This is a genomic window from Enterobacter sp. BRE11, assembly GCF_031844285.1.
Taxonomy (GTDB): domain Bacteria; phylum Pseudomonadota; class Gammaproteobacteria; order Enterobacterales; family Enterobacteriaceae; genus Pantoea.
This window is the reverse complement of the sequence record NZ_JAUZUX010000015.1, coordinates 103,818-118,551: the sequence shown is the minus strand read 5'-3', so window position 1 is coordinate 118,551 and position 14,734 is coordinate 103,818. Positions and strand designations below refer to the sequence as shown.

Annotated in this window: 12 protein-coding genes; 7 read left to right on the top strand and 5 right to left on the bottom strand. The window is 58.7% G+C overall.

Annotated features, from left to right (window positions below; all coding sequences use genetic code 11):
* Positions 1–14 precede the first annotated feature (14 nt).
* Entirely contained in the window at positions 15–791 is a 777-nt protein-coding gene (gene argB / locus Q9R34_RS16535; protein WP_434126110.1) for an acetylglutamate kinase, read from the bottom strand.
* 20 nt (positions 792–811) lie between these two features.
* Positions 812–1,816, bottom strand: coding sequence for an N-acetyl-gamma-glutamyl-phosphate reductase (gene argC, locus Q9R34_RS16530; RefSeq protein ID WP_485895091.1), 1,005 nt, complete (start codon positions 1,814–1,816; stop codon positions 812–814).
* Positions 1,817–1,984: 168 nt separating this feature from the next.
* Here argC and argE point away from each other — a divergent pair, with 168 nt between their 5' ends.
* The 7 genes from argE to Q9R34_RS16495 all read left to right on the top strand — a co-directional run bounded on the left by argE (position 1,985) and on the right by Q9R34_RS16495 (position 11,630).
* On the top strand, positions 1,985–3,133 hold the full coding sequence (gene argE, locus Q9R34_RS16525) for an acetylornithine deacetylase (RefSeq protein ID WP_485895089.1): 1,149 nt from the start codon (positions 1,985–1,987) through the stop codon (positions 3,131–3,133).
* Positions 3,134–3,418: 285 nt separating this feature from the next.
* Complete coding sequence (gene ppc, locus Q9R34_RS16520) at positions 3,419–6,070, top strand: phosphoenolpyruvate carboxylase (protein WP_485895087.1); 2,652 nt, start codon at positions 3,419–3,421, stop codon at positions 6,068–6,070.
* 152 nt (positions 6,071–6,222) lie between these two features.
* Positions 6,223–6,939 (top strand): DUF3053 domain-containing protein, encoded by a 717-nt coding sequence (locus Q9R34_RS16515; protein ID WP_485895085.1) that lies wholly within the window; start codon positions 6,223–6,225, stop codon positions 6,937–6,939.
* A 447-nt stretch (positions 6,940–7,386) separates the two neighbouring features.
* On the top strand, positions 7,387–9,321 hold the full coding sequence (locus Q9R34_RS16510) for a PTS mannitol transporter subunit IICBA (protein WP_485895083.1): 1,935 nt from the start codon (positions 7,387–7,389) through the stop codon (positions 9,319–9,321).
* Between the two features lie 94 nt (positions 9,322–9,415).
* On the top strand, positions 9,416–10,564 hold the full coding sequence (gene mtlD / locus Q9R34_RS16505) for a mannitol-1-phosphate 5-dehydrogenase (protein WP_485895081.1): 1,149 nt from the start codon (positions 9,416–9,418) through the stop codon (positions 10,562–10,564).
* Between the two features lie 82 nt (positions 10,565–10,646).
* Entirely contained in the window at positions 10,647–11,180 is a 534-nt protein-coding gene (locus Q9R34_RS16500; protein ID WP_434126236.1) for an MltR family transcriptional regulator, read from the top strand.
* A gap of 87 nt (positions 11,181–11,267) precedes the next feature.
* Complete coding sequence (locus Q9R34_RS16495; protein WP_434126120.1) at positions 11,268–11,630, top strand: YibL family ribosome-associated protein; 363 nt, start codon at positions 11,268–11,270, stop codon at positions 11,628–11,630.
* A gap of 8 nt (positions 11,631–11,638) precedes the next feature.
* Here Q9R34_RS16495 and Q9R34_RS16490 read toward each other — a convergent pair whose 3' ends face one another.
* The 3 genes from Q9R34_RS16490 to fdhD form a co-directional block, all read right to left on the bottom strand.
* Positions 11,639–12,601, bottom strand: coding sequence for a VirK/YbjX family protein (locus tag Q9R34_RS16490; protein WP_485895078.1), 963 nt, complete (start codon positions 12,599–12,601; stop codon positions 11,639–11,641).
* A 185-nt stretch (positions 12,602–12,786) separates the two neighbouring features.
* Positions 12,787–13,404, bottom strand: coding sequence for a superoxide dismutase [Mn] (gene sodA, locus Q9R34_RS16485; protein WP_033755547.1), 618 nt, complete (start codon positions 13,402–13,404; stop codon positions 12,787–12,789).
* A gap of 184 nt (positions 13,405–13,588) precedes the next feature.
* Positions 13,589–14,413 carry a formate dehydrogenase accessory sulfurtransferase FdhD gene (gene fdhD / locus Q9R34_RS16480; RefSeq protein WP_485895076.1) on the bottom strand — a complete coding sequence of 275 codons (825 nt, stop codon included), beginning with the start codon at positions 14,411–14,413 and terminating at the stop codon, positions 13,589–13,591.
* Positions 14,414–14,734 lie beyond the last annotated feature (321 nt).

Sequence of the window (14,734 nt, the reverse complement as noted above, 5' to 3'; positions counted from 1 at the left end):
CTAAATCTAAGTCGTTAAGCGAGGATCCGGGTGCCGATCGACACGCCGTTAAACAGGTCAGGCAGTTGCTCCGCGTGGCGCCAGCTGGCGATATCCACCGGACGGCCCAGCGTGCGCGCCGCGTCGAGCGCCGCGTGCACTTTTACAATCATGCCATCGGTAATGATGCCTTGCGCGATTAGCTGCTCGGCTTTGGCGGCCGTCATCTCTTCGATGCGCTGGCCTTTGCCGTCGAGGATGCCGCTCACGTCGGAGAGCAGCACCAGATCGGCGCCCAGCGTAGCCGCCAGCGCGGTCGCCGCCTGATCGGCGTTGACGTTCATCAGTGCGCCGCCGTCTGTGATGCCGATAGAGCTGACGATCGGCATATAGCCCGCGGCCAGCAGCGTGTTAACCAGCGCCGGATCGCCCGGCTCGGCGTGGCCAACGTGTCCCAGCTCTTCATCGAACTGCGCCACGTTCACCAGGTCTGCGTCACCCAGGCTCAGCCCGACCGCCTTGATGCCGTGCTTTTTCGCCCAGGCAAGCAGGGTTTTGTTGGCAGTGCCCGCCAGCGCGCCGGTGATAATGTCGATCTGATCGGCAGGCGTCACGCGCAGGCCGTTCTTCTTCTTCACCGGCAGCGACAGCTTTTTCATCAGCTCGTCGACCACGCAGCCGCCGCCGTGAACGATCAGCAGCGGACGCTGATGGGCACTGCGATAGGCCAGCAGCGCGTCGAACAGGCGCGCCAGCGCCTCTTCGCTGTCGAGCAGCACGCCGCCCAGTTTGATAATTAATGGCGTTGTCATAGGAAATGCGTCCTTGTCCGTTAAATCAGCGACTGCGTTTCAGGGAAGCCGAAGCGAATATTCATACACTGCACCGCCTGTGACGCGGCGCCTTTTAGCAGGTTATCTTCCGCCGCGACGACGATCAGATGCTCGCCCTGCACCGCGAAGCCGATATCACAGAACGGCTGGCCGATAACCGCCTTCAGTGCCGGCACGCCCTGCTCATAGACGCGCACCAGCGGCTTGTCGTGATAGGCGCTGTGGAATGCCGCCGCCACGTCGTCGTGCGTGACGCCCGCCTTCAGGCGGCAGGTAATGGTCGCCAGAATGCCGCGCGGGAAGTTGCCGAGGTGCGGCGTAAAAATCACCGGCGCGCCGAGGTGCGCGACGATCTCCGGGTGATGACGATGATTGAACAGGCCGTAAGGCTGCAGGCTCACTTCGCAGAAGCTGGTGGCGACGCTCGCTTTCCGTCCCGCGCCGCTCACGCCGCTGGTGGCATTGATCACCGGCCACTGGTCGGCGTTGAGCAGATTGCCGTCGATCAGCGGCTTCAGCGCCAGCTGCGCCGCAGTGGGATAGCAGCCCGGCACCGCCACCAGCTGCGCCTCTTTGACCTGCGCGTGGTTCCACTCCGCCAGGCCGTAGACCGCTTTATCGAGCCAGTCGCCGTGCTGATGGGTAAAGCCATAATAGCGCTGATAAAATTCGTCATCGTTAACGCGGAACGCGCCGGAGAGATCAAACACCACGCAGCCGGCTTTCAGGAATTCCGGGGCCAGATCGTGACTGACTTCGTGCGCCGTCGCCAGAAACACCACATCGACTTTATCCGCCCACTCGGCCGCGCTGCTCAGCGGCTGCAGCGGCAGATCCACCACGCCTTTCAGCTGCGGATGCAGATCCGACAGAGGCTTTCCAGCATCCGGGCTTTGCGCTGAAACCGCCAAAGCGGTTATGTTCATATGTGGATGGCGATGGATGAAGGTAGCGAGCTCTACGCCAGCGTAACCACTGGCACCAACGATCAGCGTATTCAACATCAGGCTGTAACCCTTTTTACAGTCACACGTTCCGGGTCGCGGCGTTGCCCCGTTGCCCACGATGCCGTTTGCGAAGGATTTCTGCTTCCCAGCCAAGCGGCGTTAATGTATTTTTATTCACTATTAATGCATGAATATTGATACATCCTAACTCAAGGACCGTCAACAGTGAAGACAAAATTACCGCCTTTTATCGAACTCTACCGCCAGCTGATTGCCACTCCGACCATCAGCGCAACCGATGCGGCGCTCGATCAGAGCAATGAAACTTTAATCAATTTGCTGGCAGGCTGGTTTCGCGATCTGGGCTTCAGCGTCGAGGTGCAGCCCGTGCCCGGTACGCGCCATAAATTCAATATGCTGGCGCGCACCGGCGAGGGCGCCGGCGGCCTGCTGCTGGCGGGTCACACCGACACGGTGCCGTTCGACGACGGGCGCTGGACGCGCGATCCCTTTACCCTGACGGAGCATGACAACAAGCTCTACGGCCTGGGCACCGCCGACATGAAAGGCTTCTTCGCCTTTATTCTCGACACGCTGCGCGACGTGGACGTCAGTAAACTGAGTAAGCCGCTCTATATTCTCGCCACCGCCGATGAAGAAACCACCATGGCAGGCGCTAAGTACTTCTCTGAAACGGCGAGCATTCGCCCGGACTGCGCCATTATCGGCGAGCCGACCTCGCTGAAGCCGGTACGCGCGCACAAAGGCCATCTCTCCCACGTGATTCGCGTGCAGGGCCAGTCGGGCCACTCCAGCGATCCGGCGCGCGGCGTTAACGCTATCGAACTGATGCATGACGCCATCGGTCACCTGATGCAGCTGCGTAACACCCTGAAAGAGCGCTATCACCACGACGGCTTCGCCATTCCCTATCCGACCATGAACTTTGGCCATATTCACGGTGGCGACGCGGCAAACCGCATCTGTGCCTGCTGCGAGCTGCATATGGATATTCGTCCCCTGCCAGGCCTGTCGCTAAATGACCTGGAAGGGCTGCTAAACGACTCGCTGGCGCCGGTCAGCGCACGCTGGCCGGGACGCCTCACCGTCGGCGAGCTGCATCCGCCAATCCCGGGCTACGAATGTCCGGTTAATCACGAGCTGGTTGCCGTGGTGGAAAAACTGCTCGGCACGCCGACTGAGGTGGTGAACTACTGCACCGAGGCGCCGTTCATCCAGGCGCTGTGCCCGACACTGGTGCTGGGCCCGGGATCGATCAACCAGGCGCATCAGCCGGATGAATTTATCGATACCGCATTTATTAAGCCCACTCGCGACTTAATCGCACAGGTTGTTCAGCACTTTTGCCAATGACTCGCAATAAACAGGGCAATTCACTGTTAAGAAAGTAAATTTCCTGATCTCTGCGCGGGATTTGTTGATAAGAATAACTTATCCCGCTTCTTTTAAATTAAAATCTTTGAATTTCCGTCAGTTAGGCGGCTGTTACCGGGCGCTTATGCGCATTGACGCCGCCCGGTTTACGTGGCTAGATAAAAGACGATGTTATGCCCGGTGGGTGATTACTCATGCAGTTTCTGCGCGATTGCAGGCTGTGGGTGTAGAAGTTTACAAAGACGATAAGGGTGTCAGGGTCACATGAACGAACAATATTCCGCAATGCGAAGTAATGTCAGTATGCTCGGCAAACTGCTCGGGGATACGATCAAGGATGCACTAGGAGAGAACATCCTCGACCGGGTGGAGACCATCCGCAAACTCTCAAAGTCATCCCGCGCAGGAAATGACACGCATCGCAAGGAACTGCTTAACACGCTGCAAAACCTGTCGAACGACGAGCTGCTGCCGGTAGCGCGCGCCTTTAGCCAGTTTCTTAACCTGACCAACGTCGCCGAACAGTATCAGACCATTTCACGCAGCGGCGACGGCGCAAATCACCCCGAACTGCTGAAGACCACCTTTGATCGTCTTAAACAACAGCCCGACGTCAGCGAAAGCGCCATCCGTGAAGCCATTGAATCGCTGTCGCTGGAGCTGGTGCTGACGGCGCATCCGACGGAGATCACCCGCCGCACCCTGATCCACAAGCTGGGCGAGGTCAATAGCTGCCTACAGCAGCTCGATCACAGCGACATCTCCGACTATGAGCGCAATCAGATTATGCGCCGCCTGCGTCAGCTGGTGGCGCAGGCGTGGCACACTGACGAAATCCGCAAGTATCGTCCGACACCGATCGACGAGGCCAAATGGGGTTTCGCCGTGGTAGAGAACAGCCTGTGGGAAGGCGTGCCCGCCTTTCTGCGCGAGCTGAATGAACAGGTTGAAGAGGCGTTCGGCGTGAAGCTGCCGGTGGACTTCGTGCCGGTGAAATTTACCTCATGGATGGGCGGCGATCGCGACGGCAACCCGAACGTGACCGCCACGGTCACGCGCCACGCCATGCAGCTCAGCCGCTGGAAAGCCGCCGACCTCTTTCTGCGCGATGTTGGTGTGCTGATCTCTGAGCTCTCAATGTCCGAATGCAGCGAAGAGGTGCGCGAGCTGTGCGGCGATCCTGAAGCCATTGAGCCTTATCGCGTCATCCTGAAACGGATGCGCAGCCAGCTGATGAATACCCAGGCTTACCTTGAGCGCCGCCTGAAGGGCGAGCGGCTGCCGCGCCCCGCCGATCTGCTGGTCTCCAACGATCAGCTCTGGATGCCGCTTTACGCTATCTATCAATCGCTGCAACAGTGCGGCATGGGCATTATTGCCAATGGGCAGCTGCTGGACACGCTGCGCCGCGTGAAATGCTTCGGCGTGCCGCTGGTGCGCATCGATCTGCGCCAGGAGAGCACGCGCCACACCGAAGCGATCGCCGAAGTCACCCGCTATCTGGGTCTTGGCGACTACGAAAGCTGGTCGGAAGCGGATAAACAGGCCTTCCTGGTGCGCGAGCTTAACTCCAAACGTCCGCTGCTGCCGCGCCACTGGGAGCCGAGCGACGAGACGCGCGAAGTGCTGGAAACCTGCCGCGTCGCCGCCGAAGCGCCGCAGGGCTCTATCGCCGCCTACGTTATCTCAATGGCGAAGACGCCTTCCGACGTGCTGGCGGTGCATCTGCTGCTGAAAGAGGCAGGCATCACCTTCGCAATGCCGGTGGCGCCGCTGTTCGAAACCCTCGACGACCTCAATAACGCCAACGACGTCATGAGCCAGCTGCTGAATATCGACTGGTATCGCGGCTTTATTCAGGGCAAGCAGATGGTGATGATTGGCTACTCCGACTCGGCGAAAGACGCCGGCGTGATGGCCGCAAGCTGGGCGCAGTATCAGGCGCAGGACGCGCTGATTAAAACCTGCGAGAAAGCCGGCATCGCCCTGACGCTGTTCCACGGACGCGGCGGCAGCATCGGCCGCGGCGGCGCGCCCGCACACGCGGCGCTGCTCTCTCAGCCGCCGGGCAGCCTGAAAGGCGGCCTGCGCGTGACTGAACAGGGCGAGATGATCCGCTTTAAATATGGCCTGCCGGAAGTCACCATCGCCAGCCTGTCGCTCTACACCGGCGCAATTTTGGAAGCAAACCTGCTGCCGCCGCCGGAACCGAAAAAAGAGTGGCACAGCATTATGGACCAGCTCTCACAGCACTCCTGCGCCATGTATCGCGGCTACGTGCGTGAAAATCCCGACTTCGTACCCTACTTCCGCTCCGCCACGCCGGAACAGGAGCTGGGCAAGCTGCCGCTCGGCTCGCGTCCGGCGAAACGACGCCCGACCGGTGGCGTCGAGTCGCTGCGCGCCATTCCCTGGATTTTCGCCTGGACGCAGAACCGCCTGATGCTGCCCGCCTGGCTCGGCGCAGGCGCGGCGCTGCAAAAAGCGATGGACGAGGGCCATCAGGATCAGCTCGAAGCGATGTGCCGCGACTGGCCATTCTTCTCGACGCGATTAGGCATGCTGGAGATGGTATTCGCCAAAGCTGACCTGTGGCTGGCAGAATATTACGATCAGCGTCTGGTAGACACCACGCTGTGGCCGCTGGGCAAACAGCTGCGCGACCAGCTTGACGCCGACATTAAAGCGGTGCTGACCATCGCCAACGACGCACATCTGATGGCGGATCAGCCCTGGATCGCCGAGTCGATCGCGCTGCGTAACGTCTACACCGATCCGCTCAACGTGCTGCAGGCGGAGCTGCTGCAGCGTTCGCGCGCGCAGGAAGCGCGCGGCGAAGAGGTCGATCCGCGCGTCGAGCAGGCGCTGATGGTGACCATCGCGGGCGTCGCGGCAGGCATGCGTAATACCGGTTAATCCTTTCGACCCTTCCGGGCAGGCAGCTGCCCGGATACCTCTCTGCCGCTGCGCGTTTCGCGCTTGCCGGCGTTGTGCCTGAGCGCTACTTTGCTCTATTCTTTAGGACCATTCCTCGGTTATCCACATTCTCATTTACAGGAGTTGCCCTTATGGCATCAGGAATTTCTCGCATCTGGATGCGTACCGGCATGTTGCTCGGCGCCGCGTTGCTGGTGCTTAACCTCACCGCGTGCGGCGACAAAGAGGGCGACCAGCGCAAGGCCTTTATCGACTTTCTGCAAAACACCGTCATGCGCAGCGGCGAACATCTGCCGAGCCTGAGCGAAAGCCAGAAGCAGAATTTTGGTAAATTCGCGGGCGACTACGCCATTCTTTACGGCTTCTCCCAGCAGGTGAATAAGGCGATCGATCAGGGCGTGCGTCCGGTAGTCGATGAGCTGTCGGCCATCCGCGTGCCGCAGGACTACCTGACACGCCGCGACGCGCTGCGCCAGGCGAACGGCGCGCTGGTGATTGTCACGCAGCAGCTTGAGAGTGCCAAAATGCAGGCGGACAGCAGCAAAGCCTCGCTTAAGCAGGAGGAGGATCTGAAAAAAGTCTATGACGCCGCTTACGACAAAGTGGTCACGCAGCCAGCGAATCAGCTGGTGCCGCTGCTGCCGAAGCTACAGGCGCTAAGCCAGGGCGCGGCGCAGGCGGGCGACTTCCTGCAGCAGCAGGGGCAGCGCGTCAGCTTCAACAATGGTGCCGTTCAGTTCCCGACCCCCGATCAGGTCACGCAATATAATGCGCTGATGAGCACGATCTCCGCCAACGCGCAGGCGTTAACGCAGGCGCAGACCGCCGTTCAGAACGGCTTGCAGTAATCTCTTTTCCGAGACAAGCCGCCGCGCTTGTCTCGGCCTTTCCGCTGTTGCTTCCTTTCAGACTATCGCCAGCCGGAGAAACGCACCGACAGGAGTGTGATCTGGCGCATTTTCGACCAAAAATACTTTGTGATCACAGTCACATATATGAAACAAACAGAACCGATCTAAATGTGATATCAGTCACATTAACCCCTGTTTTGTGGTGAAAAAATAGTCTTTGTGACTTTTTTACACCGCTATTATGTGATCTGAATCACTAAAACAGCCCCTGCCCCCACCTTTATCAGGTGACATGGATCACACTTAAGCCACCCGCTACGCAGCGTCATATTCGCGTGCTAGAGTCCGCCTGCATACAGTAATAGCAACGGCTCGCCGCCGTGCTGGCTTAACAAAAACAAACGCGCTCTCTTATTGCAGCGCGTCTCGATAAGGGGTGGTTTTATGTCCTCATCAGTCAAGGTCAAGGTTCAAAGCTTTGGTCGCTTTCTGAGTAATATGGTGATGCCTAACATCGGTGCGTTTATCGCCTGGGGTATCATCACCGCGCTGTTCATCCCGACCGGATGGATTCCTAACGAGACGCTGGCGAAGCTGGTCGGCCCGATGATCACCTACCTGCTGCCGCTGCTGATCGGTTTCACCGGTGGACGTCTGGTTGGCGGCGATCGCGGCGGCGTGGTCGGCGCGATCACCACCATGGGCGTCATCGTCGGCGCCGATATGCCGATGTTCCTTGGCTCGATGATTGCCGGTCCGCTGGGCGGCTGGGCGATCAAATCTTTCGACCGCGCCGTTGACGGCAAAATCAAAAGCGGCTTCGAAATGCTGGTCAACAACTTCTCCGCCGGCATTATCGGCATGTTGCTGGCGCTGCTGGCGTTTCTGGCTATCGGTCCGCTGGTGGAAGGTCTGTCGCATATCCTCGCCGCAGGCGTTAACCTGATGGTGCAGAACAACCTGCTGCCGCTGACCTCGATTTTCGTTGAACCGGCGAAAATCCTGTTCCTCAACAACGCTATTAACCACGGCATCTTCTCGCCGCTGGGCATTCAGCAGGCAAGCGAAGCGGGCAAGTCGATCTTCTTCCTGATCGAGGCGAACCCGGGCCCGGGTATGGGCGTGCTGGTGGCCTATATGATCTTTGGCCGCGGCAGCGCTAAACAGTCTGCGGGCGGCGCAGCGATCATCCACTTCCTGGGCGGTATTCACGAAATCTACTTCCCGTACGTGCTGATGGCGCCGCGTCTGCTGCTGGCGGTGATTCTGGGCGGCATGACCGGCGTCTTTACCCTGACGCTGCTTAATGGCGGTCTGGTTTCTCCCGCCTCTCCGGGCTCAATTCTGGCGGTACTGGCGATGACGCCAAAAGGCGCCTACTTCGCCAATATTGCGGCGATTGTTGCAGCCTTTGCGGTCTCCTTCGTGGTCTCTTCTATCCTGCTGAAAACCAGCAAAGTCAAAGAGGAAGAGGATATTGAAGCGGCGACCAAACGCATGCATGACATGAAAGCGCAGTCGAAAGGCCAGGCCGTCGCGGGCGCGCCGGTCGTCGCCGACGCCAGCAGCGTTGACGTCAGCCACGTGCGTAAAATCATCGTCGCCTGCGACGCCGGTATGGGCTCCAGCGCGATGGGCGCGGGCGTGCTGCGCAAGAAAGTGCAGGATGCGGGCCTCACGAACGTGTCCGTTACCAACAGCGCGATTAACTCGCTGCCGGGCGACGTCGATCTGGTGATTACCCATCGCGACCTCACCGAGCGCGCGATGCGTCAGGCTCCTCAGGCGCAGCATATCTCCCTGAACAACTTCCTCGATAGCGCGCTTTATACCAACCTCACCGATCGCCTGGTCGCGGCGAATCGCAGCGAAGCGCACCGTGAAGTCGTACAGACCGCGCTGGCGGACAGCTACGATACCAGCAACCCGCACCTGTTTAAGCTGGGCGCGGACAACGTCTTCCTCGGCCTGAGCGCCAGCAACAAAGAGCAGGCGATCCGCTTTGCCGGCGAGCAGCTGGTGAAAGGCGGCTACGTTCAGCCGGAATATGTTGAAGCGATGCTGGCGCGCGAAAAACTCACCCCGACCTATCTCGGCGAGTCGATCGCCGTGCCGCACGGTACGGTGGAAGCGAAAGATCGCGTATTGAAAACCGGCGTGGTGTTCTGTCAGTATCCGCAGGGCGTGCTGTTTGGCGACGATGCGGATGACGTGGCCCGCCTGGTTATCGGCATCGCGGCCCGCAACAATGAGCATATCCAGGTGATCACCAGCCTGACCAACGCGCTGGACGACGAGAGCGTGATTGAGAAGCTGGCGCACACCACCAGCGTGCAGGAAGTGCTGGATCTGCTGTCGGGCAGCCCGGCGACCGCCTAAACGTCCTGCGTGAATTTCCCTGGGGCGGGTAAGCCCGTCCCGATTTCCGGGGCGGGCGTGCCCGCCCCATCGTCATTTGATATGGGTCAATATTATGAAAGCGTTACATTTTGGAGCAGGTAATATCGGTCGCGGCTTTATTGGCAAACTGCTGGCGGATGCAGGCATTGAACTGGTGTTCGCCGATGTTAACCAGGTGGTGCTGGATGCACTGAACGCACGTCATGAATATCCAGTACAGGTGGTTGGCGAGCAGGCGAAAGTGGAAATCGTGAAGGGCGTCAGCGCCGTCAACAGCACTAGCGACGATATTATTGCGCTGGTGGCGAAGGTCGATATGGTGACTACCGCCGTCGGCCCGCAAATCCTGGAGCGCATCGCAGGCAGCGTGGCAAAGGGTCTGGCAAAACGCCATGACGATAACAATACCCAGCCGCTGAATATTATCGCCTGTGAAAATATGGTGCGCGGCACCAGCCAGCTGAAACAGCACGTGCTGAAAGCGCTGCCGGAGCAGCATCACGCCTGGGTCGAGCAGCACGTCGGCTTCGTCGACTCCGCCGTAGACCGCATCGTGCCGCCGTCCGAAGCGGGCAGCAACGACCCGCTGGAGGTCACCGTTGAAACCTTTAGCGAGTGGATTGTCGATAAAACCCAGTTCAAAGGCGAGCTGCCCACCATTGCGGGCATGGAGCTTACCGACAACCTGATGGCGTTCGTCGAGCGCAAACTGTTTACCCTTAACACCGGCCACGCCATCACCGCCTATCTCGGCCAGCTCGCCGGGCATCAGACCATACGCGATGCCATCCTGGATGAGAAAATCCGCGCGGTGGTCAAAGGGGCGATGGAAGAGAGCGGCGCAGTATTGATCAAGCGCTACGGTTTCGACGCCGACAAGCACGCTGCCTATATCGAAAAAATCCTCGGCCGCTTCGAGAATCCCTACCTGAAAGATGATGTAGAGCGCGTAGGCCGTCAGCCGCTGCGTAAGCTGAGCGCGGGCGATCGCCTGATCAAACCGACGCTGGGCACGCTGGAGTATCAGTTGCCGAACACGCATCTGGTACAGGGCATTGCCGCCGCGATGCACTACCGCAGCGCGCAGGATCCGCAGGCGCAGGAGCTGGAAGCGCTGATTAACGAGAAAGGCCCGCAGGCGACGCTGGCACAGGTATCCGGCCTGGATGCCAACAGCGATGTGGTCGCGGCGGTGGTCAGCGCCTACAACGCGATGGCCTGACAGGCGCGTGTCCATCACGCACAAGCGGTACGGGCACGGCGACGCGGTGCCCGTTGGCGGTATCAGAATTTTGCAGGCGATAATGGAAGAGAAGCAAGCTTTTGAAAACCAGGTGCTTGAACGCCTGAACGCCGGACGCTCGGTGAGAAGCTTTCTGATCGCCGCCGTCGAGCTGTTGGCCGAAGCAGTCAATCTGCTGGTGCTGCAGGTGTTTCGCAAGGACGACTACGCGGTGAAGTATGCGGTTGAGCCGCTGCTGCTGGGCGGCGGCCCGCTCGGCGAGCTGCCGGTGCGCCTTAAGCTTATTTATGGGCTGGGGGTGATCAGCCGCCACGAGTATGAAGATTGCGAGCTGCTGCTGGCGCTGCGCGAAGAGCTGAACCACGATGGAAGTGACTACCGTTTTACCGACGATGAGATCCTCGGCCCGTTCGGCGAGCTGCACTGCGTAGCCGCCTGGCCGCCGAAGCCGGACTTTCATCCTGATGACGTCGAGCTGCGCGCCATGCAGCAACAGCGCTATCTGCAAATGGTGCGCTCGACCATGGTGCTCTCGTTAACCGAGCTCATCTCGCGTATCAGCCTGAAACAGGCGTTCAAACGTCCCGGCGCCTGATAATCAGGCGCCCTGCTTTCTCGTCGCGCGCGAATTTGCGCCGCTTTTCGTGTATCCTCTGCCTGTTTTCCACAACGAGTTTTCGCCATGAAAGAGCAAGAAAAAGCCGAGATTAAACGTCTGAGCGACCAGCTGGACGCCCTGAATCGCAAAGAGCCGCAGCTGCTGGAAGCGGGCGACGCCGAGAAGCTGGGCGCGCTGCTGAAAGAAAAAGAGAAGCTGGTGACCGAGATTGAACGTCTGCGCGACAAGCGGGACGACAAGCTGAGCAAAGAGGCGCAAAAGCTGATGGATCTGCCGTTCAGCCGCGAGATCACCAAAAAAGAGCAGGCCGATATGGGTATGCTGAAGAAAAGCGTGCGCGGCCTGGTGGTCGTGCATCCCATGACCGCGCTGGGCCGCGAAATGGGCCTGAAGGTCATGACCGGCTTCGCGAAGAAGCCGTTCTGAGTGCGGGATCAGGCGGCCGCCTGATCCTCTTCGCGCTGGCCGACGGCAGCTGACACCTGCTGCGCCAGCGCATCCAGCAGTTCATAACGTCGCCGATACTCTGCGCGCTTCTTGCTGGCGATCTCCTCCAGCGCTTTGCGCGGCAGGCTAAGCGGCAGCTGATAAAGGTCATCTTTGCGCGCCTCGCCGCCCAGCGATGTCCAGAACTCGCTATAGCTGGCGAAGAAATAATCGCTTTTGCTGTGGCGATAGCGCAGGCTGCGGAACACATGCGTGGTATCGCCAACGGCGATAATCTTCTCTGCCGCGCAGCGCTGCGCCAGCATACAGACCACCTCCATAACCAGACGCTTAGGAAAAAGCCCGTGCGCCGCTTTCGTCGCCTCGCGGATCGCGTCGTTGGAGATATGTTTGCGCGGCCCCTGCAGGCCGCCGATCAGCAGAGTGCGCAGCCCCGCTTCCTTGATCAGCGAAAACGAGAGCGAGGCGATAGCTTCATTCTGATAGCGCAACACCAGCGTTATCTCCCCTTCACGATCGAAACGCCCTGGGCAGGAGAAGAGCTCGAACGTCTCGCTATTTTTCCCGCTCAGCGTCGCCAGTAAATTATCGCCGGGGCTTTGCAGCAGCTGACGTAATTTGCTGTTTTGCAACGCGGCAACCAGCTGATAGTGGTCCAGGATCGCCTGCGCGCGCGCCGCTACGCTGAACCCCGCGCGCAAATAGGGGCGATGCGGCTTCGCGGGTAACAGCCCCTGCACGCTCATCACCTGATGCAAATCAGGCAGATGCGATAGCTGGTTTAAATAGCGTAGCGTCGTCACGGGGAATGTCACCGTCCGCAGCGCGAACTTGAGGCGGAATTGTTTGCTCAACCACAGTTTATTAGGAATATATTTTCCGCTGATTAACTGAAAAAACAGCGAAGCGGACGACTCAGTCGTCGGCGCAGATGTAGTTATGATAGACATGATGTAACATTCTCTGGTGGAATGTTATTTAGCCTACCCGGATAAAATTCAACGAAAGGTTAATGCCTCGGAAAGATTAAAAGCCAACTATTCGGATGTTTAGCTGCGGTTTAAATAACCCTGTTTAAGCCATAAAAAAAACCGGCGAATGACGTCGCCGGTTTTTTACTTATTAACGCACAAACTTATTTAGCAGAGGCGAAACGCGCTGCGGCTTCGTCCCAGTTCACCACGTTCCAGAACGCCTTGATATAGTCAGGACGTTTGTTCTGATACTTCAGGTAGTAGGCGTGTTCCCAGACATCCAGGCCCAGAATCGGGTAGCCTGATGCGCCGGAGATCGCTTCGCCCATCAGCGGGTTGTCCTGGTTAGCGGTAGAGACCACGGCCAGCTTGTCGCCTTTTTTCACCAGCCACGCCCAGCCTGAGCCAAAGCGGGTAGCAGCGGCTTTCTCAAACTCTTCCTGGAATTTCTCAACGCTGCCGAAATCTTTTTCGATAGCCGCTTTCAGGTCGCCCTGCAGCGTGGTGCCGGTTTTCAGGCCTTTCCAGAACAGGCTGTGGTTAGCGTGGCCGCCAGCGTTATTGCGCAGTACGGTTTTTTTGTCTGCCGGAACCTGATCCAGCTTAGTGATCAGCTCGTCAACCGGCAGGTCAGCGAATTCGGTTCCTTCCAGCGCGGCGTTAGCGTTATTAACGTAGGTCTGGTGGTGTTTGGTGTGATGGATTTCCATCGTCTGCTTGTCGAAGTGCGGTTCCAGTGCGTCGTATGCGTAAGGCAGGGATGGCAGTGAATAACTCATGTTCTTCCTCTCCATTTCATATTTGAGCGGCAGCGCCAGATGGCGCGCCACGTAAGCAGTCGAACCATTATAGTTAAATTCATGATCCGGAAAAGGGTAATCAATGCCCCATTAAACATAAGGAATTTACAAATTTGCTATAAACAAGCTGTTGTTTTTACAGCCTGCCGCCGCTGAGCGTCTCTTAGCGCAGGCGCTGCGGATGCGTGTAAACCGTGGCGCGCCCCGGTTTGCTAAAGCCGACCAGCGTCAGGTTGCAGCGCGCCGCCACCTCGACGGCCAGACGCGTCGCTGCCGAAACGGCGAACAGGATTTCGACGCCGCACATGGCGGATTTCTGCACCATCTCATAGCTGGCGCGGCTGGAAACCAGCACTGCACCGTCGCCCCACGCCGCGCGGCTGCGGTAGCCGAGCAGCTTATCCAGCGCGACGTGGCGACCTACATCTTCACAGCCGCCTGCCAGATCGCCGTCCGGACGCAGCCAGGCCGCCGCATGGGTGCAGCCAGTTTGCTGGCCGACAGGCTGAAAAGTCTTTAGCTGGCTCAGGCCACGATCCAGCTGTGCCAGCTCGAAGGTCTGCGTAAAAGGTAGCGGCTGCACCGGCTTGCCAATCTGATCCAGCTGCTCGACGCCGCACACGCCGCAGCCGGTACGCCCCGCCAGCGCACGGCGCTGCTCTTTCAGCGCCATAAAACGTCGGCTGGAGAGTTCGATCTGCACCTCAATGCCGTTACAGCCCGGCACCACATCCAGACCAAAAATGTCGCCCGGCGCGTCGATAATGCCTTCCGACAGGGAAAAGCCGATGGCGAACGCCTCCAGATCTTTCGGCGTTGTCATCATCACCACGTGAGAAATGCCGTTATAGACCAGCGCGACCGGCACTTCATCCGCCAGCCAGTCGGGCTGCGCCACGGTCAGATCGGCGCGCTGCCACACCAGCGTTTCGCTGGCACCGGTCTGAGTTGTTAAATTTTCGCCGAGGGTTTGCGGGGTAACGTTCAAGGTGTACGACCTGTTATTAACAAGAAATTAAATTTTCGCGGCCACGATGGGGGTCAGCCGCGCGCTTAAGTTTGCCCTGTTGTCACCGGCAGCGCAAAAAAACCGCTATACAAATTATGCGGCCAAAAGATAGCCAGCGGCACGGCGGCGCGCCCTGCCGAGATAAATGAGAATGATTTCCCATTGCGCTTTAACATCGGTTTTAATAAAAGAATATAATTTTTACCGCCCTCCTGAATAAGATCCGCCGCGCACCTCACTCTCCAAACAAATTTAAACAGAATTTAAAAAAAGGATTACTAAAGGCTAACTTATTGACCT